Source organism: Arthrobacter sp. B2I5 (assembly GCF_030816735.1).
Lineage (GTDB): Bacteria > Actinomycetota > Actinomycetes > Actinomycetales > Micrococcaceae > Arthrobacter.
This window is the reverse complement of sequence record NZ_JAUSYF010000001.1, coordinates 1,604,170-1,622,394: the sequence shown is the minus strand read 5'-3', so window position 1 is coordinate 1,622,394 and position 18,225 is coordinate 1,604,170. Positions and strand designations below refer to the sequence as shown.

General features: G+C 57.3%; 32 protein-coding genes and 2 pseudogenes. 20 read left to right on the top strand and 14 right to left on the bottom strand.

Translation table 11 applies throughout. The annotated features are described in order from the left end of the window. The first annotated feature begins 3 nt into the window (after positions 1–3). From QFZ60_RS07735 to QFZ60_RS07650, 18 genes and pseudogenes are all read left to right on the top strand, one after another. Positions 4–441, top strand: coding sequence for a hypothetical protein (locus tag QFZ60_RS07735; RefSeq protein WP_307089499.1), 438 nt, complete (start codon positions 4–6; stop codon positions 439–441). Then, on the top strand, positions 438–695 hold the full coding sequence (locus QFZ60_RS07730) for a general stress protein (RefSeq protein WP_307089498.1): 258 nt from the start codon (positions 438–440) through the stop codon (positions 693–695). The genes QFZ60_RS07735 and QFZ60_RS07730 overlap by 4 nt, the downstream gene beginning before the upstream one ends. 682 nt (positions 696–1,377) lie before the next feature. After that, the gene (locus QFZ60_RS07725; protein WP_307089496.1) at positions 1,378–1,932 is read left to right on the top strand and encodes a hypothetical protein; all 555 of its coding nucleotides are present in this window, start codon (positions 1,378–1,380) and stop codon (positions 1,930–1,932) included. Further along, complete coding sequence (locus QFZ60_RS07720; RefSeq protein ID WP_307089494.1) at positions 1,922–2,674, top strand: LemA family protein; 753 nt, start codon at positions 1,922–1,924, stop codon at positions 2,672–2,674. Before QFZ60_RS07725 ends, QFZ60_RS07720 begins: the two co-directional genes overlap by 11 nt. Positions 2,675–2,676: 2 nt before the next feature. Next, positions 2,677–3,048, top strand: coding sequence for a potassium channel family protein (locus QFZ60_RS07715; RefSeq protein WP_307089492.1), 372 nt, complete (start codon positions 2,677–2,679; stop codon positions 3,046–3,048). Between the two features lie 31 nt (positions 3,049–3,079). Continuing rightward, the gene (locus tag QFZ60_RS07710) at positions 3,080–3,220 is read left to right on the top strand and encodes a hypothetical protein (RefSeq protein WP_307089490.1); all 141 of its coding nucleotides are present in this window, start codon (positions 3,080–3,082) and stop codon (positions 3,218–3,220) included. Further along, on the top strand, positions 3,213–3,398 hold the full coding sequence (locus tag QFZ60_RS07705; protein WP_307089488.1) for a hypothetical protein: 186 nt from the start codon (positions 3,213–3,215) through the stop codon (positions 3,396–3,398). The genes QFZ60_RS07710 and QFZ60_RS07705 overlap by 8 nt, the downstream gene beginning before the upstream one ends. Positions 3,399–3,482: 84 nt before the next feature. Beyond that, the gene (locus tag QFZ60_RS07700; RefSeq protein WP_307089486.1) at positions 3,483–3,638 is read left to right on the top strand and encodes a hypothetical protein; all 156 of its coding nucleotides are present in this window, start codon (positions 3,483–3,485) and stop codon (positions 3,636–3,638) included. Further along, complete coding sequence (locus QFZ60_RS07695; RefSeq protein ID WP_307089484.1) at positions 3,635–3,877, top strand: helix-turn-helix domain-containing protein; 243 nt, start codon at positions 3,635–3,637, stop codon at positions 3,875–3,877. The genes QFZ60_RS07700 and QFZ60_RS07695 overlap by 4 nt, the downstream gene beginning before the upstream one ends. 235 nt (positions 3,878–4,112) lie before the next feature. After that, positions 4,113–4,484: a YopX family protein gene (locus QFZ60_RS07690; RefSeq protein WP_307089483.1), complete on the top strand. Its 372-nt coding sequence runs from the start codon at positions 4,113–4,115 to the stop codon at positions 4,482–4,484. After that, positions 4,474–4,968, top strand: a complete 495-nt coding sequence (locus QFZ60_RS07685) for a WhiB family transcriptional regulator (protein ID WP_307089481.1) — start codon at positions 4,474–4,476, stop codon at positions 4,966–4,968. The genes QFZ60_RS07690 and QFZ60_RS07685 overlap by 11 nt, the downstream gene beginning before the upstream one ends. Positions 4,969–5,075: 107 nt before the next feature. Continuing rightward, positions 5,076–5,753: pseudogene (locus tag QFZ60_RS07680) on the top strand (ArdC-like ssDNA-binding domain-containing protein); the annotation flags it as partial. Position 5,754: 1 nt separating this feature from the next. Then, on the top strand, positions 5,755–6,063 hold the full coding sequence (locus QFZ60_RS07675; RefSeq protein ID WP_307089479.1) for a hypothetical protein: 309 nt from the start codon (positions 5,755–5,757) through the stop codon (positions 6,061–6,063). Then, entirely contained in the window at positions 6,060–6,518 is a 459-nt protein-coding gene (locus QFZ60_RS07670) for a hypothetical protein (RefSeq protein WP_307089477.1), read from the top strand. The genes QFZ60_RS07675 and QFZ60_RS07670 overlap by 4 nt, the downstream gene beginning before the upstream one ends. A 2-nt stretch (positions 6,519–6,520) precedes the next feature. Beyond that, positions 6,521–6,781 carry a hypothetical protein gene (locus tag QFZ60_RS07665; protein WP_307089475.1) on the top strand — a complete coding sequence of 87 codons (261 nt, stop codon included), beginning with the start codon at positions 6,521–6,523 and terminating at the stop codon, positions 6,779–6,781. Positions 6,782–7,333: 552 nt separating this feature from the next. Continuing rightward, positions 7,334–7,528: a hypothetical protein gene (locus tag QFZ60_RS07660; RefSeq protein ID WP_307089473.1), complete on the top strand. Its 195-nt coding sequence runs from the start codon at positions 7,334–7,336 to the stop codon at positions 7,526–7,528. Beyond that, positions 7,521–7,694 (top strand): hypothetical protein, encoded by a 174-nt coding sequence (locus QFZ60_RS07655; protein WP_307089471.1) that lies wholly within the window; start codon positions 7,521–7,523, stop codon positions 7,692–7,694. Before QFZ60_RS07660 ends, QFZ60_RS07655 begins: the two co-directional genes overlap by 8 nt. A gap of 25 nt (positions 7,695–7,719) precedes the next feature. Next, the gene (locus tag QFZ60_RS07650; protein WP_307089469.1) at positions 7,720–8,112 is read left to right on the top strand and encodes a hypothetical protein; all 393 of its coding nucleotides are present in this window, start codon (positions 7,720–7,722) and stop codon (positions 8,110–8,112) included. On the opposite strand, the gene QFZ60_RS07645 is transcribed toward QFZ60_RS07650, so the two are convergent. The 3 genes and pseudogenes from QFZ60_RS07645 to QFZ60_RS07640 form a co-directional block, all read right to left on the bottom strand. Next, on the bottom strand, positions 8,109–8,303 hold the full coding sequence (locus QFZ60_RS07645; RefSeq protein WP_307089468.1) for an AP2 domain-containing protein: 195 nt from the start codon (positions 8,301–8,303) through the stop codon (positions 8,109–8,111). The genes QFZ60_RS07650 and QFZ60_RS07645 overlap by 4 nt on opposite strands. Positions 8,304–8,381: 78 nt before the next feature. Beyond that, positions 8,382–8,429: pseudogene (locus QFZ60_RS21645) on the bottom strand (hypothetical protein); the annotation flags it as partial. A gap of 11 nt (positions 8,430–8,440) precedes the next feature. After that, entirely contained in the window at positions 8,441–8,593 is a 153-nt protein-coding gene (locus QFZ60_RS07640; protein WP_307089467.1) for a hypothetical protein, read from the bottom strand. 284 nt (positions 8,594–8,877) lie between these two features. On the opposite strand from QFZ60_RS07640, the gene QFZ60_RS07635 reads away from it, so the two are divergent. Next, positions 8,878–9,378, top strand: coding sequence for a DUF3846 domain-containing protein (locus QFZ60_RS07635; RefSeq protein ID WP_307089465.1), 501 nt, complete (start codon positions 8,878–8,880; stop codon positions 9,376–9,378). Further along, on the top strand, positions 9,362–9,844 hold the full coding sequence (locus QFZ60_RS07630; protein ID WP_307089463.1) for a hypothetical protein: 483 nt from the start codon (positions 9,362–9,364) through the stop codon (positions 9,842–9,844). The genes QFZ60_RS07635 and QFZ60_RS07630 overlap by 17 nt, the downstream gene beginning before the upstream one ends. Before the next feature lie 148 nt (positions 9,845–9,992). Here the strand turns inward: QFZ60_RS07630 and QFZ60_RS07625 are convergent, their stop codons facing one another. The 11 genes from QFZ60_RS07625 to rplS form a co-directional block, all read right to left on the bottom strand. Beyond that, positions 9,993–10,295 (bottom strand): hypothetical protein, encoded by a 303-nt coding sequence (locus tag QFZ60_RS07625; protein ID WP_307089461.1) that lies wholly within the window; start codon positions 10,293–10,295, stop codon positions 9,993–9,995. 246 nt (positions 10,296–10,541) lie between these two features. Then, positions 10,542–11,519 carry a toll/interleukin-1 receptor domain-containing protein gene (locus tag QFZ60_RS07620; protein WP_307089459.1) on the bottom strand — a complete coding sequence of 326 codons (978 nt, stop codon included), beginning with the start codon at positions 11,517–11,519 and terminating at the stop codon, positions 10,542–10,544. 26 nt (positions 11,520–11,545) lie between these two features. After that, entirely contained in the window at positions 11,546–12,301 is a 756-nt protein-coding gene (locus QFZ60_RS07615) for a hypothetical protein (protein ID WP_307089457.1), read from the bottom strand. 171 nt (positions 12,302–12,472) lie between these two features. After that, positions 12,473–13,495 (bottom strand): hypothetical protein, encoded by a 1,023-nt coding sequence (locus QFZ60_RS07610; protein ID WP_307089455.1) that lies wholly within the window; start codon positions 13,493–13,495, stop codon positions 12,473–12,475. Between the two features lie 36 nt (positions 13,496–13,531). Continuing rightward, a complete protein-coding gene (locus tag QFZ60_RS07605; RefSeq protein WP_307089453.1) occupies positions 13,532–14,509 on the bottom strand; it encodes a YifB family Mg chelatase-like AAA ATPase in 978 nt (325 codons plus the stop codon). After that, on the bottom strand, positions 14,509–14,865 hold the full coding sequence (locus QFZ60_RS07600) for a YraN family protein (protein ID WP_307089451.1): 357 nt from the start codon (positions 14,863–14,865) through the stop codon (positions 14,509–14,511). Before QFZ60_RS07600 ends, QFZ60_RS07605 begins: the two co-directional genes overlap by 1 nt. 109 nt (positions 14,866–14,974) lie before the next feature. Further along, entirely contained in the window at positions 14,975–15,301 is a 327-nt protein-coding gene (locus tag QFZ60_RS07595; RefSeq protein WP_056335405.1) for a DUF2469 domain-containing protein, read from the bottom strand. Between the two features lie 48 nt (positions 15,302–15,349). Then, the gene (locus tag QFZ60_RS07590; protein ID WP_307093252.1) at positions 15,350–16,105 is read right to left on the bottom strand and encodes a ribonuclease HII; all 756 of its coding nucleotides are present in this window, start codon (positions 16,103–16,105) and stop codon (positions 15,350–15,352) included. A 50-nt stretch (positions 16,106–16,155) separates the two neighbouring features. Further along, on the bottom strand, positions 16,156–16,980 hold the full coding sequence (lepB, locus tag QFZ60_RS07585; protein WP_307089449.1) for a signal peptidase I: 825 nt from the start codon (positions 16,978–16,980) through the stop codon (positions 16,156–16,158). Continuing rightward, the gene (gene lepB / locus QFZ60_RS07580) at positions 16,981–17,658 is read right to left on the bottom strand and encodes a signal peptidase I (protein WP_307089447.1); all 678 of its coding nucleotides are present in this window, start codon (positions 17,656–17,658) and stop codon (positions 16,981–16,983) included. Positions 17,659–17,742: 84 nt separating this feature from the next. Next, complete coding sequence (rplS, locus tag QFZ60_RS07575; RefSeq protein WP_018768283.1) at positions 17,743–18,102, bottom strand: 50S ribosomal protein L19; 360 nt, start codon at positions 18,100–18,102, stop codon at positions 17,743–17,745. Positions 18,103–18,225: the final 123 nt, after the last annotated feature.

Here is an 18,225-nt window from a genome sequence, read left to right as displayed (position 1 = left end):
ACAGTGACATCCCAGCTCTTCAATACCATCAGCGCCCAGCTGCGAGGAGCCAACCCTGATATCAACAGCATTGCCGAGGCAAACGGAGTAAAGCCACGAACGGTGGCTGATATCCGCAGGGCCGGTACTTGGAGGAACTGGATCGCCCGTAAAGAAGCGAAGAATGCTAGGGCGAAACTCGGCGTCCGCGTCGTCCCCCTACCAGCAGCTCCGGTAGAAGAACCTACGCCAACAGTAGAACCGATCGTTATCAACATCAGTCAGGAAGACTTGCAGCAGGTTCTCGCCCTGGTCGGTAAAGTACAGAAACTCCAGGAAGAAGTAGCCGGCCTCAAGCAAGGATTGAAGTCTGTCCGGGGTCTGATCAATCGCATGTCTACTTGGGTACAGCGGATCGATGAGTCTACCTTCAAGCTCCCTTGGAGGAAGAAAGAAGCATGAGCGGAACTGTTGAAGGCGGACGGAAAGCCGCCGCGAAGAATTTAGCAAGAGATCCAGACTTTTACCGCAAGAACGGTGCCAAAGGCGGCCGAATATCACGCACTGGTGGTTTCGCAGCCAACCCAGAGCTTGCCAGGATCGCCGGGGCAAAGGGTGGACGGATAAGCCGACGCAGAAAGAAGTCACCGGTCAGCGACAGTCATACACCGTCTACAGACGAACACCAGGTCACCGAGACTATCGCTGCGGCGTAACTCCCTGATCGCACCTTTATAACTAGAGCGCCGGTGGCAGCTTGAGCAGTAATACTCGTTGAGGCCACTGGCGACCATGTAGGCAACGACGCGAGCACGCACTGGATCATAAGCTTCAACGCTCTTGATCGTCGGACGCTTGCCGAAGTGAGCAGCTACGTACTTCTGGATAGTCCGCTCCCCCACGCTAAGACCAAGTGTCTCAATGATGCGGGGCGCGGAATAGCCGGCCTGTGCGTAGGCCAGCACTTCGTCACCATCGAAAGTTCTATATCGCATAACTTGCCGTCATTATGACACAAGGCGATAAGTTCGCATATCTCCGGAGCGTCCAATGTCTATTTCAAGGCCCGAACTTTTGGCGCTTACTACTGTTAGTAAGTCTTCACTAGCAAGACCATGAGACTACGGAAAGTCAAACGCCCAAAATTGACCCAAATGTTATTGACAGGTACACCGGCTGATTGCATAGCTCTTTACGAGACATATGATTCGGGTTTCTTGTCAAAGACGACGCATAGAGCGATAAGTTCGGGGACTTATCCACACCCTGGATCGTCGCTCGTTCCAAGCACCGCCGCTAAATAAATAACTGTTAGCACTTTACGCCCGGCGGTGTCTTGAACGGGCGGGGACCCACCATAAGCAAGTAACGACGGTTACCCGTCAGAAGAACCAATGAATGAAAAACGCTATTTATCTAGCCAAGGGCGGTGGCGGTGGCCACGCTAGCGGCGGTAGAGCTTCCAGCTCGGCAGGGCGTTCATCGTCCTCACGCTCGTCATCCGGCACCAGCCGAAGTTCCACCACGAGCAGGACCAAGGCCGGTGGCAGCTTCAGGTCGTCGAGCGGCAAAACAATCAAGACCAGTTCCACTAAGCCAAGCAACGGGAAGTACAGCAACCAGGCCGGCATCGTCGGTGCTGATGGATACACCCCGAAATTCCGCAGCGGCTACACAGCACCTGAGGGATCAGTCGTCTACTACCCACAACATTCGGGTCTCGACTACCTCCCGTGGATCTACCTGTTTAGCCAGCACTCCCCCGCTTACGACAACGCAACGGTGGTGCAGCCGGACAACAAGCAAATGGTCGCCACCCCTAGCAAGGAAGTTGACGGTATGGCCGTCTTCAATTGGATCTTGATCATCATCTTCATCGCCGCCGCAATCTGGGGCGTGATGTGGGTCGTGAACAAAGCCACCACCAAGGAGCAGCCGCGCTATGGATGGTGAGACCGCCAACATAAAACGCGGCGACAAGGTGTACTTCGACTTCCTAGGCATCGAGAACGGCACAGTGATGACTAACCCCGATTTAGCAGGCTACGTCATCGTAAAAAGTCCAACGTACGGGAGCCACCGGAGGCACATAAAAGATTTAACGCTCAGGAAGAGCAAGGAACAATTAAATATGAATAAGCCAGCAATCATCACGGGCGTTGCGCTCAGCCTTATCGCCATCGTCGGACTCGTGTTCGCAGGCAACTACAACTCACTAGTCTCATCAAAGGCCGAGGTCGACAACGCCTGGGCACAGGTAGAGACGCAATATCAGCGACGCCTTGACCTCATCGGCAACCTAGTCGCTTCAGTCAAGGGGGCGCAAGGTCAAGAGCAAAAGGTCTTCGGTGAACTGGCAGATGCCCGCAGTAAGTATGCCGGCGCCAGCAGTTCGAGCGATCGGGCCGAAGCTGCTAGCCAGACGGAATCAGCGCTTGGCCGACTCCTTGCGATCACCGAAAACTACCCTGAGTTGAAGAGCAATGGGACAGTAAAAGACCTGATGACGCAACTCACCGGCACAGAAGACGGCATTGCCAAGGCGCGCACTGACTACAACATCACTGCCAAGAGTTACAACGTCTCGATCATGAGTTGGCCGAAGAACATGTTCGCCGGCTGGTGGGGCTACAAACAGCAAGCACTATTCAAGGCCGATAGTGGTGCAGCGACGGCACCAAAGGTGAGCCTCTAGTCATGAGCTCTACCGGCAAGCACATCATGGCTGCCACGGACACCTTCCGCGAGTTGTTTCTGATCTTTGGATCTGTACTGCTCGCGGCGGCGGTCCTCTATGCAGTCTTCGAAGGCAAGAGCCTATGGGACGGCGTCTGGTGGGCTGTCGTGACTTCGATGACCGTGGGCTACGGCGATATGTTCCCGACGAGTCTCGGAGGGCGAATCGTTGGCATCGTCCTGATGGGCGTGACCGTGCTCTTTGTCATCCCGCTTATTACCGCCCGCCTGGCGAGTCGACTGATCCTGGATGACAACGCCTTCACAAGTGAAGAGCAGAACCAGATCAAGCGCGACCTGCGTGCCATCCGGAAATACTTAGAAAAGAAGTAATCGACGGCCTGACCGTCAAGGAAAACTGAATATGAATCGAGAACTAAGCCCAGGACCATCAGCTCTCGCCATCTGCGGCCTCGTCGTCCTCCTGCTGCTGTCCATCTGGTACGGCATCGCGATGATCATCGGCGCGACCGTCTGGCACTTCGCGGAGCAAAGGCATGACTGAAGAGAAAGTGGGATCTCTCAAGATCCGCATCAGGACCATAAGGAACATGGCAGCGACTGCAGAAACCAGAGAGCTATGCGACGTTGCCAGCGAACTGCTGAGAATCATCGTGGCGGCCGTCGAGCCAAAATCTGAAATGGGCTTCGGTGGAAAGGTGAAGGCACCCGATCATGAGTAACGACTTCCAACGCGGCGCAGTGTTCGGCTGCATCCTGACATTGATCGGCGTCCTACTAGCAGTGATCGTGTGGAGCCGCATGCCATGAGCGTCCGTCGTAAACCACTCCGGCTGGTGAAGGCCTACGACGAGTACCAGATCAAAACCGGCACCGCGGGCTTTGTCCAGCTAATCAAGAACGGGAAGCGCATCCAGCCGAAGAACTATGAGCGCACCTTCCGAGTAAGGAAGTCCGTATGAGCCTCCTGGATCTACTAAAGCCAGCACCAAAGCTGAGCCACACCGCTCGGATACTCAAGGTTCTGAAGACAGAGGGCCAGGCGACCAACCACCAGCTCAACAAGATCTGCTTCAGGTACGGCGCCAGGATTCACGAGCTACGAGCTGAAGGCCACGACATACTCAGCGTGAAAGAAAAGGACGGACTGTGGCGGTTTGTCTATAAGGGTCATAAAGATGACCAGGAGAATGCAGCGTGAGTAAGCCTCCATGCACCATGGCGGGATGCGACAAAGAACAGAGAGCCAAGACTCTCTGTAGCCTCCACTACGAACGAGCGAGGCGTCTGATCAGTCCGAGAAAACCGCTCACAGAAGATCAGAAGCTTCGTCTAAGTGTCTATTATCGCGCTTACCGTTTACGCAATGAGGAGAAAATAAAGCGGAGACAAGTGGAATGGTACAAACGCAAAAAACAAGTAACCAAGGAGGTGATATGAGAGAGATCAAGTTTAGAGCGTGGGACGGCGAGCAGATGCTCTATCGAGGCTTGTGTGACCGAAACTGGTACAACGCCGAAGACAAGCAGGTTTGCACGGCTCTTCCCGAGGACGCCCGTAATTGGAAAATCATGCAGTACACGGGTTTCAAGACTGAGGACGGCACGGAGATCTACGAGGACGACATCGTCCGCATAGGTACCGAGTACAACAACCTAAGCCAGAAGCATGGCACACCGGTCTACGAGGCTGTGCGGATGATTCATGGTCGCTGGGAGCCATTGTGCTTCTTCAAAGATGCACTGTTCAGTGTCTACGGCAGCATCTACGAAAACCCTGAACTACTGAGGGTCGGTGATGTCGCTTGATAAGTACCCAAACCTCGAAGGTGGCGCCTGTACAGATCTCGCCCCTGGCGTAGCCGATAAGTACTTCGACTCAAATGCCAGCAAAGATCCGTTCCTAGCCAAGACAGCCAAAGCCATATGTGCCCGCTGCGTCATCCAGCCCCAGTGCCTAGAAGCAGCGCTCCAGCGCACTTACCCTGATCGCGGTGTTGTCGGCGGCATGACCGCCTCTGCAATCCGACGAGCTAAAGAATGGGATGCCTGGGACAAAGGGCTGAGGACCAACCCGCCACAAGGTAGCCGACCAGATGTACCGAACTTCTACCAGCAAGCACCAGCTGTTGAAGATGCTGAGGCGTACCGGGAGCGCACCGCGCTGTCCTTTGAAGAGCAGGTTTACGGCATCTTCCTGGATGTAAAGCAGGGGAAGTACAAGACGCTCAACCAGGCCATCGGTGACATTGCGCTGATACATAGCCAGGTGATCGAGGACATGCAGTCATGACTGAGCGTCCTTCCTTAGATGTACCAAAGACCCGAGAGCTACTAGAGGGTCTACTGACTCTCCCAGGCTCGACCGGTGAGACGTATTCCTGATTCCACCGCTACTCCCCCAGGAACGTCGGCTTCCTAGCTCTACAGAACTGTCCGCCAGAGCCAGTAGCAACATTCAAGAAGTGGCAGGAGCTTGGCCGGCATGTGATCAAAGGCAGCAAGGCCTACTCCATCCTCCGACCTATCCAGGTCAAGGTAGAGACAGACGACAACAGCGACGAGCAGTTCAAGCTGATCAAACGTTTCAAGATTGTCCGCGCCCTCTTCGCCGTGAGCCAGACAGCCGGCGATGACCTTCCGCCTTACTGTCCCCCTGGCTGGAACGTAGATAGAGCCCTCGACACGCTGGGCATCGAGCGTGTGCCCTTTGAGAGCTATGACGGCAATACCGGAGGATACGCCACGGGTAAGACCATCGCGATCAATCCGGTTGCACCGTTCCCTCTGAGAACCACGGTGCACGAGGCGAGTCACGTCACCCACGGCGACACCACTCCCGAGAACCTGTCTCTGTACCAGGAACACCGTGGACTGTTCGAGTACCGCGCAGAAGCCAGTGCCTACGTCGTGCTGAACGAGATTGGCGCGCTGGATGAGCAGACCGCTACGGTCAGCCGCGGATACATCCAAGGGTGGCTAAAGGGTGAGCAACCGCCAGAGGATGATCTGCGCCGAGTACTGAACGTGAGCACACAAATATTAGAAGCAGGCTATGAGCCTAAGGAAGTTGAATAGCATGAAGGCATATTACATAGACATTAAAGATGATCCAGACCAAGGTGCAAATATAGTATTTGACACAAGCGTTCGCAATGCGCGGAAATATACTGGTGATTTGCAGTATGAAAGCTGGCTGGACGTTCACTGTCGCCGCTATCCGCAGTTCGACGGTATGGAGAACCTAAGCAAGCGTGAACTTGCGCTAGAGCAATGGAAAGCCGGTTGGTGGTTTGATTCAGATGAGCCAACGTTTGATAACTATGAAGAAAACACCGATGCTGATTTTTTAGCCTGGTACGACAAACGCCACGGGGCTGCTTCATGAGTGATACAGATAAGAGCGGACCGTGGCTTACAAAGCACGGAAACATCACACCGACCGCCCCAGCGTCTTTCATAGAGGCGCCAAGGAAGAAACTCGTCTCCGCGCAAGATTCAGAGATAGAGGACAAGCTTGACGATATTTTCGAGCGTAAAGGCGATCTGGTGGCCTATGGCGATTTGTACCAAACAGAGGAGCTTGAAGGAATCAAAGAAGAATTGGCCGCCCTCATCAGCCAGCAATGCAATCAAGCCAGGATAGATGAGCGTAAGAAGGTACGGAAGCCGTTTGGGGAGTTGATGGCTGGATTGTTCGCTATCGACTATTACATCAACAAGCCATTCCCTGACGACCCACGGTGGACGCCAAAGTCGCGATTTATAGAACCACGCGTACAGGATGTACTGGCCACTTTGAAAACACGCGACACCCAAGCAAAAGAAACGGAGGAAGCATAGACATGAACGAACACCTACCAATCAACCAAGAACAGCCCGTACCGCAGGAGCACATCCTCTTCCGCAGCCACGGCGAGCACAACGAGGCCGAGCCGATCTTGGAGGCAATCAAGGCAGCACCAGCCCTCTACGCCATCGCACCGGATGGCAGCGCCATTCAGCTCGACGGCACTGCAAGCGTGAGGTACAGCGACATCAAGACATTCAGTGTTGACGATGAAGGCGTCTATCTCTACCTAAAAGCTCTTGACGGAACAGATTGAAAGGACATAATAAGACCCAGACAATATGAGTAAGTTATCCGCTACGAATTTGTACTTTGAAACCCATGAAAAAGATGAGCCGTTCTTCCAGCAGGTAGAAGCCCGTATCAGGGCCAAGCACCGGCAGGAAACACAGCGGCTCAAAGAGCTTCTAGCGTTCCTGTTCGTCCTCGCGAACGCCAGACCGTAAGGCAGTTGCCCGTTGCCAGTGACCACCCCTGGCACGTCCGTTATGTATCCCATGCATAGGCAACCCCTATACTCCTTGGCCCATCTCGCCCCACAAGACCCCTTGCGCCTGCTGAGAGACAGGTACAAGCCTTGCGCAGCGTGATGGATGGATGAGGCCTCTCTACCCTCCGTCTCGTCCATTCAGACCCAGCTCATATCTAGCGCCCAGAGGCTACCGGTGGCGGCATAGAAACCCTCTTGCCATCTCACATGAGATGAAACCCCACGGATATGAGCTACCGAGTCCCCCCGATGACGTGTCGTTGTTGAACTACGTCGTCGGAGGAACTTGGTCATCAACAACTAAATAGAGAAACACACATGAGTGAATTACTCCGACCGATTTTTACCGAGACAGAGAACCTAGAAGAGATCCACCGGCAGCGACAGATCGCCGCAGCCTACCTCGGGGAGATTTCTGTCGCCCTGTGCACGGCCAACGCCGAATACAACCACACGATCAATACGATCATCAGCCTCAACATGAAGCTGCGGGAGCAAGGCGTCCATGAGTGATGCTGAGATCATCTACCTGCCGCAGCCGAAGCTAGAACGTGTCCGTAACCCGGACTGGCTCTGGGAAGAGCTGGAGCGCGCTGAGCGGCGCGTAGAGGACATCAAGCGCGTCCTGGGCATCCTGGCAGTGGAACGTGGACTGAGTGACGGTGATGAGACCGCGTAGGCCCATCAAGTACAACTCAGAGGCGATGCTGCATCAGCAGATCACCGAGTACCTCAAGATCCGTTATCCGCACGTTCTTTTCCGTACGGACTTCGCAGCCGGCCTCAAGCTCTCCATGCAGCAGGCGATCCTCCACAAGAAGCTTCAGGCTAGTCGGGCGTGGCCAGATCTCCAGGTAGCCGAGAAGAGTCATGTGCTTTACGGAGAGTATCCAGGGCTGTTTATCGAGCTCAAGGCTGATGGTGTCGAGCTGTACAAGAAGGACGGAACGCTTCGTAAGAACGAGCACTACGAAGAGCAAGCGGCCATGCTGCAACGGCTAAGAGACCGCGGATACAAGGCAGAGTTTGCAGTTGGTTTCGTCCAGGCGCGCAAGCTGATCGATGAGTATCTGACTGGCGGCTCACCCCTATTTTAGACGTACTCAAAGTTGGTGCTGACAAACTCGCCGTGAAGGGCAATGGCCCACTGGTCATACATCCAAGCCGCTTCCTCGGGGGTGGAGTATCCGCCAAGTCGATAGTTTTTGTCGTTGTATCGAATGTGCGATAGATACCGTTTGCCGCTCTTAGATATTTCGACGCCCTTGAAGCCAGTCCTGCTCTTCAATCTAGCGCCTCGATTCAAAGCATTAAAGCTCGCTGTGGTGACGCGTAAGTTGCTCCTGCTGTTGTTTAGTCTGTCTCGGTCTACGTGGTCTACGACTTCTCCCGCCACAAGTGGACGACCTAGCATCCGCTCGGCAATCATCCGGTGAAGAAAGCTCCGTCGCTTTCCCTTTCCAGGAACTCTAATTGTTCGACTTGCATATCCATCTTCATCGTATCGCCAGAAAAGCTTTTTAGCGGCGGCTTCGTCAACTGCATCAACGCGAGCATACGTACCCCGAAGAAGATCAACTAGACCTTCCATATGCTCTCTGGGAATATGCCGAGGCCCAGGCTTGATGTGCCCGCACGTGGGGCAAGCAACGCGTTCATTTGTGTTATTCATATACCTCTCTTTCCCGATTGGAGGCAATGTCTTATACTTGGGACATTAGCCCCGACCGCAACTCGGGGTTATTTGTTTGTATTGCTATTATCGCATTTTTCTGTATAAATGAAAACGTCCTTTATCGCGGAGGTAATTGCGTAGCCGACCGGCTGCGCTGAACACCCACGATCTAAGGAAGTGATCTACCGTGATCCATGCCGTTCAGATTCCAGTTGATGAAGATCGCCCGCTGTGCAAGGTCGCTATAGAAGGCCTGGCAGGTATGCAGGCAGCAGTCGGCGGTTACATCGAGATCGTTGACCTCACACCGCTGCAAGCCTCACTCGTAGTAAACGAAGAAGGCAAGCTCATGAGGATCAACATCAACCGGAGGGCCACACTGCTCTTCTGGCTGCTGTTCCCGAGCATCAGAGGCCGAGATGCAATCGTTGGTGACGCACTGATCGTCGGTTACCCCGACGGCCAGGGCAACACCACGGACGCACCAAAGGAGGTCGTCGATCTGCTGTTTGAAACCAAGTCCTACAAGGCGGAGTTCCAGACCTACGACGATCCCAATAAGTTCAACGGCAACCTGCGCCGCTTCGAGGACTACTTTGAGGCGGCGAACTACGCACTACTGAAGGCACAGAGCTGGACGGCGGTTCAACGGACCCGAGTGGTTCCAGCGGGTGACGAAGTTGCCTAAAGGGATCTTCATCCCGGTAGACAACGACAAGCCGCTTGAGGTTCGTGAGTTTACGGACCTTGAAAAGGACATAGGTGGAGCGGTAGAACGCTTCGCCATCCAGAGGCCTGATGCCTCGCTCATTCAGCTGGAGAGCGCACCGTACCTTGATCTGGACACCAACCGGCGTGGAACATTGCTCAGATGGGCCCACGCGACCTTCACAAGAGGCCGGCAAGTAGTCCAGGGAGACGTAGTGCTCCTAGGTGCTCAGAACGACTCTGGCGGCTTTGAGGCCGTACCTCACTGGTACGTCCGGCTGTTGCTAGAAGCCGTGCACTTCAAGGTGCATGCCTTGCGGTTAGAGGACAACCTCTGGCGAGAGCACGAGCGCGTCTTTGACGACTGGCAGCAGGCCTACACTTCGGTGCTGCTGCACGCTGAAAGGAACGCGATGGTTGCTTGTGTCCGAGTCGTTCCTGCATAGATCGTGGAAGAGCCGCTACAAAACGTAGCGGCTTTTTCAATGCAATCTTAAAGACCCGCCGCCTCAGAGAGTAAAACTCAAATCTGAGACGACGGGCCGTTGAAAGCAGTGATTTCTCACTGAGATGTTGGATCACGACCTTCCTTGATTAGTCGCCATTCCGTGCCGGCTTGAATCCGGTTCGCCGACCGCGAACGGTGTCTGCGCGGTGCAGCACATCCTCGGTCACGATCTTGTCGAACTCCGACCGGTTGACGATGATTTCTTCCTCGCGGCCGTCCGGGTGCTGCAGCTCGACCTCGATGACGTTAGTCAGCCGCTTCAAGCCAGCGAGCTCCTCGCCGGTTGCATCGAACTTCTTATCCAGAGAGCGAACAATGACGGTGATCACCTGATCGTCGTCAATGATCTGCCCGCTGATGTCGCTCGTGCGCTTCGATACGAAGCCCATGATCTTTCACCTACTTCTATCCGGTACGAGCAATCACGGAATTGCGATCACTTCTGCCGGGTATTATGAGGGAAAGCTATTCAAAGTCAACACCAAAAATGATAAAATAGATGCACATATGGAATGTTTTAACTTACGGAATTACTTGAAGACGTCAACGAAACAGAGTGGCGTTTCAACTAAGGTAGCAAGTAAGTCCGCACTTTCGCTTATAGTCACCCTTCTAGGAACTAACTAAGCCGCAACTTACGAAAGCTTGGGCAAATAGTGAACCCTAGCGCCAGCCAAATACACGGCTGAGTACACTTCACCGGTTTCAACAGTCATCGCACCTCTGGCAATTACCGTTCCTATTACGATGGCTAACTCACCGTCTTTTGGCATGGGAATATCCGGTGGTGTTCCAGGCGCGACCTCTGCAAGCCGTACATAGGCTATGCAATTCCGGTGATGTTCACTAATTGAGGCTATTCGGAGTACGTACTCGTGAAGCCCCCGGGCATGCGATCTGAGGACCTGCTGGCCTCCTTGGTGGCCCACGATGGCCACCATCTTGCCTTCATACAAGCTGGCGGCTTCGAACAAATCAGGCAACGACGGAGTCTGCAGGTCGCCCTTCACTTCCTCCGGTAAAGGCGCGTCGCGGCCTGCCCAGAACTCAACGAAATAGCGATCTACCAGCTGCAGCGAGTCCGGGAAGAACTCCGGCGGCTTAGCCCAGAGAAGTCCCACTCGCGCAGCTCGACGGAGCATTCCTGACCAATAGCCGTTATTGGCCATGTGGTGCTCCATAGAGTCCGAAATCTTTTGTGCTATCTCCTCCGGATCTTGTATGCCTGAGACTGAGAAGCGTGAAGACAGGATGGGCGAATAGTCCATCAGCTCCGAGTGCTCCATATCCAGCAACACTGGGATTAAATTCGTCCTTCCACCTGATTCGAGGCTGAAGATGGCATCGAGTTCAGATGCCGTCCAGTACTTTTCGAAGTACAGCTTGCTAAGTAGCACTACTCCAAAGCTAGAACGCCCCAGTCCTTGGTCAATCTGTACACGCAGTGAGGGGCCAGCCAATAGCTGTTCCCGGTCAAGCCAAACGTTCCAACCGTGATGTGCAGTTAGTGCATCTGTGATAGCCGCTGCCATCTCAAAGTCCTCACCCGTGTGTGAAATGAACGCGTGAAATTCAGGTGGGAGCGGACGGCCATCGGTCGGTGCACTGGTCATGGACTGAAGCTACACCATTAGCATCTCTAAGCTTCGTGCTCAGACGCCGTTTCGATAGAAGTTACTTCCTCTTCCCGGAAGATCTCGCGACCAGAAACATACCGCCAAATGACGTGGTCAAGCCGTCGGGGCTGAGTCGGGTATAGCTCCGCGACCTGCTGGATCAAATCGGCCGTCTCCATAGGGGTCAGCCTCTCCCCGTCGAGCCCCGCGTGTTCTGCCACGAACTGAATCACCATCCGGTCCGGCTTCACCGATTGGAAGCCTGCCAGGATCAGGAGGTAGTTGTAGGTGACTCCGGACCTCTGGCTGGGCAGATGCAGCCAGGCTTCCTTCAGCTTCTTACGTTTCTCTTTATCGGCATATGCTGCACGAAGCTCGTCCTGGGTGGTGATCCCGAGGTCCTCGGCCTGCAGACGCTCGGCCGCGCGCCGGATAACTTCAGCCTTTAGTGGAGCGTTCTTCTTGGTGTGCGCCGGTTTCCTGTTATTGACCAGTTCTGCCCAGCCCGCACTACCACCAGCCTCTTTGAAGGTCTGTAGCAGTTCGCTCGTGCCGTCTCGATCGGCGTCTCCACCCTGGGCTTTCCTATAGGCCCGATACTCGTTCACCACGTTGATGACGGACTGATATTTCGACCCCGTGGAGTAGATGGAATCGATTATTGAAAGCGCCAAGCTATCCGGATAACCGTCTGCAGTTATCCACCGCGCCTCATCGCCGAAGAGGGAACGGCACACTTCAGTAAGCCTTAGAGCTGCTGCGGTGAGGTCAGTCGTCATTTCTGGACTGTAGCAAGGTTTCTTCATCGGGATCGTCAGGACTCAAGTATCTGTACCAACGCAGTTCATCCAGGGTGCCAGGATTCAGAGAAAAGCCAGTTTCAGGATGAAGGGAGCAGAGCGGCTCACTTCCCCAGGCTTCGATAGTTGCATCACCGCCGCTACTGTCCGTCATAGGTCGGGAAGATTGGGGTGCTTGAAGGACCAGGACCCGACTATGTCCGGATCAGTGACGTCAAAAGGTTCAAGCCGCCGCTTTCGAAGCCGAGCGCTCACACGGAGAGGCTTCATAGCATCCAGTACCTCCAGCTCGATCTCTACGGAAACAGTGGATGTGGCAGCTAGTAACTTTCTCGCTCGGGGCAGTACACCCTCCAGTTTCATATGAATAGTTGCAGCGCCAGGACCGTTGATGACAATCGCTTCTCGTGTTCGGACCACCCCAATTTGCGACCGCAACCCCTGATCGTCCGAGTGATCGACGTCCAGAACCAACTGGATAGGGTAATTCTTTTGACTGATAGTGGCCGTGCCGCTCATTCCATGCGCAGGCAATGTCACTAGTTCCCGGCCGCTGTGTTCAAAATAAAGTTTAACGGTACCCCGGCACTCTATGCCTTCGGGCATGATATGCGTGCGTCCTTGCCCGGCATCTGTCTCCGTCGCAGGGTAGTAAGTCGCGTCAAGCATCGCATTAAGAACAACGACTGGCGGTACTTTTACAGCCGGAATCAGCAGTCGAAGCAGCTCATCACGTCGGGCGGTCCTGGTCCCGGTGCCTTCACGCATTGGAACTTCAAGGCTCGGGTTTGCGCTGCCTGTCTTTACGACGTAAGGCGCTCGATCGGAGGCAAAGGCAACCGCAATAACGTGCTCGCCGCCCTCCCCCACCGGCACCGATATGTGCCGAATCATCTCAGGCGGCATCTGATCAAACTTGGGAGTAATTTGCCCCCACCAATCGAGGACGTCTATTCCCGAAATGTCATGCACGTCTCCGGTCTTCTCGTCTATCCCGATGATGTAGACGACGGGATCACCACCAGCCCGGTTAAGACTTCCAGCCAACTGGCGGGCCTTGCTGTCCTGGGGCCAATCGCGCTTGCATTCGATAAAGTCATGCTCTGCCGACTGGCCAGCGCGAATCCGATCCACGGCGGAAATGACTCTGGCTTCAAGATCGATGGCGCGCATGGGTCCAACGCTATCTAATGGCAGCAACAACCTCTCTCAAGCCTTGACCGATACCGTGGTATGTCCTAAATTTGACGCCTCATCAAGGAACAGCACCCCCCGGTGGGCACGTGATGCCGCGCCAGGCCGGGGCAGCCCAGTCCCGCCGCCGATAATGGCTGCAGCAGTGGCTGAGTGGTGCGGGTTCTCGAACGGCGGCCGGCGCAGGAGCTGCACTGAGGATGCGGGCAGGCCGCACAGCGAGTGGATGGCCGTGACTTCCATGGACTCGTGGTCGCCAAGGTCCGGCAGGAGGCCGGGGAGCCGCTCCGCCAGCATGGTCTTGCCGGCACCCGGCGGACCGGTAAGGAGCAGATGATGGGCGCCGGCAGCTGCCACTTCCAACGCCCGGCGCGCTTCCCCCTGCCCGGAGACATCTGCCATATCCGGACACGGTCCGGGCAGGGCAGCGCCTTCACCGGCATCGTCGGCCTCCTCAGGTTCGAAGTCCAGGGCGAGCTCCTGCGGATCGGCCCCAAAGTCGAGGGCGAGCCGGGCCAGCGTACGGTAGCCTCGCACCTCCGCGCCCGGGACCAGGGAGGCCTCGGCAAGGTTGGCCTGCGCCACCACGATCTCCGGATAGCCCGCCTGGACGGCCGCCATGACCGCCGGCAGGATGCCCCGCACCGGCCGCAGCCTCCCGTCGAGTCCCAGTTCAGCGATAAAGACTGTGCGCCCGGTGGGCTTGATGTCGTTCGCTGCCCGTAGCACGGCCATGGTGACGGCGAGATCGAAGCCCGAGCCGCGCTTGGGCAGCGAAGCAGGAATGAGGTTGGCCGTGATCTTCCTGCGGCTGAGCGGAATCCCCGAGTTCTTCGCGGCTGACCGGATGCGCTCCCGGGCCTCATTCAGGGATGCGTCCGGCAGCCCAAGAATGACAAAGGCCGGAAGAGTCTGGCCGATGTCCGCCTCGACCTCCACCATGTAGCCGTTAAGCCCAACGAGGGCAATGGAGTAGGTCCGCCCGAGTGCCATCACCCCACCCCCTTGAGGTGTTCGACCGCGGGTTCCCCGACGCCGTCGTCCACGACGGCGACAACGTCAACGCGGCGAAGGGGCATCCGCAGCTCGCGGTCCCGGCACCAGGCAGCACCGAGACGGTGCAGCCGGGCCAGCTTTTCCGGGCCTACAGCTTCAAAGGGGTGGCCGTAGTCCAGCGAGCGGCGGGTTTTGACTTCGGCGATGACCAGGGCGTCACCGTCGAGGGCAACGATGTCGATCTCGCCCTCTGCGCACCTCCAGTTGCGCTCCACCACCAGCATGCCCAGTGCTTCAAGATAGCCCACGGCAAGGTCTTCGCCCCGCCGGCCCAACAGGTCTTTGGATTTCATTTCTACCTCCGCAACAAGCCTGGCGGCGGATGGCTGCGGACGGCAGGAGGCCCCTGCCGTATGTGGACAGGGGCCGGTGTGGAGGGGAAGTGAGGGTTCCCGGAGGGTCCTAGTTGCCCAGGTCGACGTCCTTGGGCAGGGCCAGTTCCTCGTTGCGGGGCAGTTCCTCCACGTTCACGTCCTTGAAGGTCAGGACCCTGACGCTTTTGACGAACCGTGCCGAGCGGTAGACATCCCATACCCAGGCGTCCTGGAGGGTCAGGTCGAAATAGACCTCACCATCGGCGCTGCGGGCCTGGAGGTCCACATGGTTGGCAAGGTAAAAGCGCCGCTCGGTCTCGACAACGTAGCTGAAGAGGCCGACGACGTCGCGGTATTCACGGTAGAGCTGAAGCTCCATGTCGGTTTCATAGTTCTCAAGATCCTCAGCACTCATGCTTCCATCTTGCACCATGTCCGGCATGGCTGACGCCGGGCCGCGGAGTCAGTCTTCGCAGGGCTCTTCGCCGTCGGGCACCTCGAGGTCCTGCAGTTCCCCGCCGAGCAGCCGCCAGCTGACCCGGTGGTAGGGAGTGGGGCCAGCGGCACGGAGGACGTCCCGGTGCGCTGCCGTGGCGTATCCCTTGTTGAGGTCCCAGCCGTAATCGGGAAATTCGCAGTGCAGCTCCCGCATCATACGGTCGCGTTCCACCTTGGCAATGACGCTCGCGGCCGCGACGCTGAGGCACTGCATGTCAGCCTTGACCTTGGTGTGGACGGGCGCGTCACAGGAAGCCTCAAGAACGGGCTGGTCGAACAGGGACAGCTGCTCCGCGGGGGAAAGCCAGTTGTGGCTTCCGTCCAACAGCACAGCGTCCGGAATGACGCCGGCAGCGAGGATGCTGCCCCAGGCCCGGGTTCCCGCGAGCCGAAGGGCGGCGATGATGCCGAGGGAATCAATCTCGCCGGCGGAGGCGTGCCCCACAGCTGAAGCGACACTCCAGCGCCGCACGAGGGGATCCAGCCGTTCCCGTTCCGCCGGGCTGAGGAGTTTGCTGTCCCGCACGCCGGCAAGCGGCTTTTGGCGTTCCAGGTCGACGACCGCGATTCCTACGCTGACGGGACCGGCGAGGGCACCACGGCCAACCTCGTCAACCCCGGCCAGTAGCCGTATCCCCTGGGCCTTGAAGGTCCGTTCGTGCCGAAGCGTGGGGGCCTTACCGCCGCGTACTGCCGGTTTTGACCCGGAACGTCCCTTCACCGCGGGGGATGCCTTCGCTGCTGCCGAAGCCTGTACTGCTGAAGGCACGGTCAGCGGGCCCCCGGGGCGGCACGGAACACGTCCGGGTAGTTGTCCAGCGTCTTGATCCTGTTCAGCGGCCAGGCGATGACCGCAGCCTTGCCTTCGAGGTCCTTGAGGTCGATGAATCCCCCGTCAGTCTCCATGTGGGCACGGGAATCGGCGGAATGGTTCCGGTTGTCACCCATCACCCACACCTTGCCTTCCGGTACGGTGACGTCAAAGTTGCGGATCTGCGGGACTTCCGCGGGATTGATGTACTTCTCGTCGATGGCGGTCCCGTTAATGGTCAGTTTACCGCCGGCGTCACAGCAGACCACGTGGTCACCAGGGAGCCCGATGACACGCTTGACCAGGTGCTGCTCCGAATTATCCGGCAGGAGGCCAACAAAGGTCAGGCCGTCCTGGACCCAGGTGAAGGGACCCTGCTCCTTGGCCGGGGCCGGCGGCAGCCAGCCCTTGGTGTCGCGGAACACCACAATGTCCCCGCGGCTGAGCGCAAAGGGCTCCGGAACCAGGAGGTTGACGAAGATCCGGTCATCCACGTCCAGGGTGTTCACCATGGACTCCGACGGGATGAAGAAAGCCCGGAACAGGAAAGTCTTGATCAGGAAGGACAGCACCACGGCAATGACCACCACTGTGGCGATTTCCCTCAGCCAGCCCAGCAAGGGATTGCCGCTGGACTTGCCGGCCTCCTTGGACGCCGCCCTGTCCCGCCGATGGACGTGTGCAGGTTCCGGGGACCCGCCGGGCACCGAGGAAGCTGGAACGGCGGGCGTCTCTGATGCGCCGTCGTGGCGCGGTTCAGGTTTCCGCGCGTGGTTCTCGGGCATTTACCGTCCGTTCTGTTTTGTCGGCCCCGATGCGGGCGGCCGTGATACTGGAGCAAATCTATCAAGCGGCCAAAGGATCTGGACCGGCCCGCCAATCACCCGGTCCAGCGGAACCAGCCCGCCGCCGGGGGCGCCCAGCAGGCTGCGCGAATCCGCGGACACGGAGCGGTGGTCCCCCATCAGCCACAGCCTCCCCTCCGGAACCAGCGTGCTGAACTTCTGAGTGCTGGGTGCATCCCCGGGGAAGATGTAGGGCTCGTCCAAGGGTTCGCCGTTGACGGTAACCTTGCCACCGGCGTCGCAACAGACCACGGTATCGCCGGGGAGGCCGATGACCCGTTTGACGTAGGTGGTGTCACTGCCGGTGAGGCCAAGCCACTGCATGGCTGCGGCTGCCCCATCCACCACCGGACCCTTGCCGCTGTTCAGCGGCGCAAAGCTGCCCCGCCCGTCGAAAACAACAACGTCCCCGTGCCGGATGGGTTCGGACTGGAAGTCCGTGCGTGACACCAGGATCCGGTCCCCGCCTTCGAGAAGCGGCTCCATGGACTCCGATGGAATGAAGTAGACGTCAAGCCACAGGGACCGGACCACCCCGCTGATGGCCACGGCGAGGACCACTGCCAGTAAAACAAAACGCCAGCCCGTTTTGCGGGGCTGGCGTTTTGTCTGGTGCATGGTCCGTATCCTGGCGCTGGGGCATTGCTCCGGCGCGTGCCGGCTACGGCCGCGCTCCGGCCTGGCGGTAAATCCGGGAAGGACTTACTTGGCGGAGCTGAAGTCGCGCTTTTCCTTGATCTTGGCAGCCTTGCCGCGCAGTGCACGCATGTAGTACAGCTTGGCGCGGCGGACATCACCCTTGGTGACAACCTCGATCTTTTCGATGATCGGAGAGTGCACCGGGAAGGTACGCTCCACGCCGACACCGAAGGAGACCTTGCGGACCGTGAAGGTTTCGCGCACGCCGTCGCCCTGGCGGCCCAGGACAAAGCCCTGGAAGACCTGGACACGCGTGTTCTTGCCTTCGATGATGTTCACGTGCACCTTGAGCGTGTCGCCGGCGCGGAATTCGGGAACATCGTTGCGCAGCGAGGCTGCATCGACGGAGTCGAGAATATGCATGATTGCACTCCTGGTGAACGCCACAGGTCATTCACTTTGGGTCACGGCTGGCAAGTCCGGCTGCCGCAAGGCATGCCGGGTCTCCCCGCCGAAAGTAAAATGGTCCGGCCGCTTCAAGGCTTG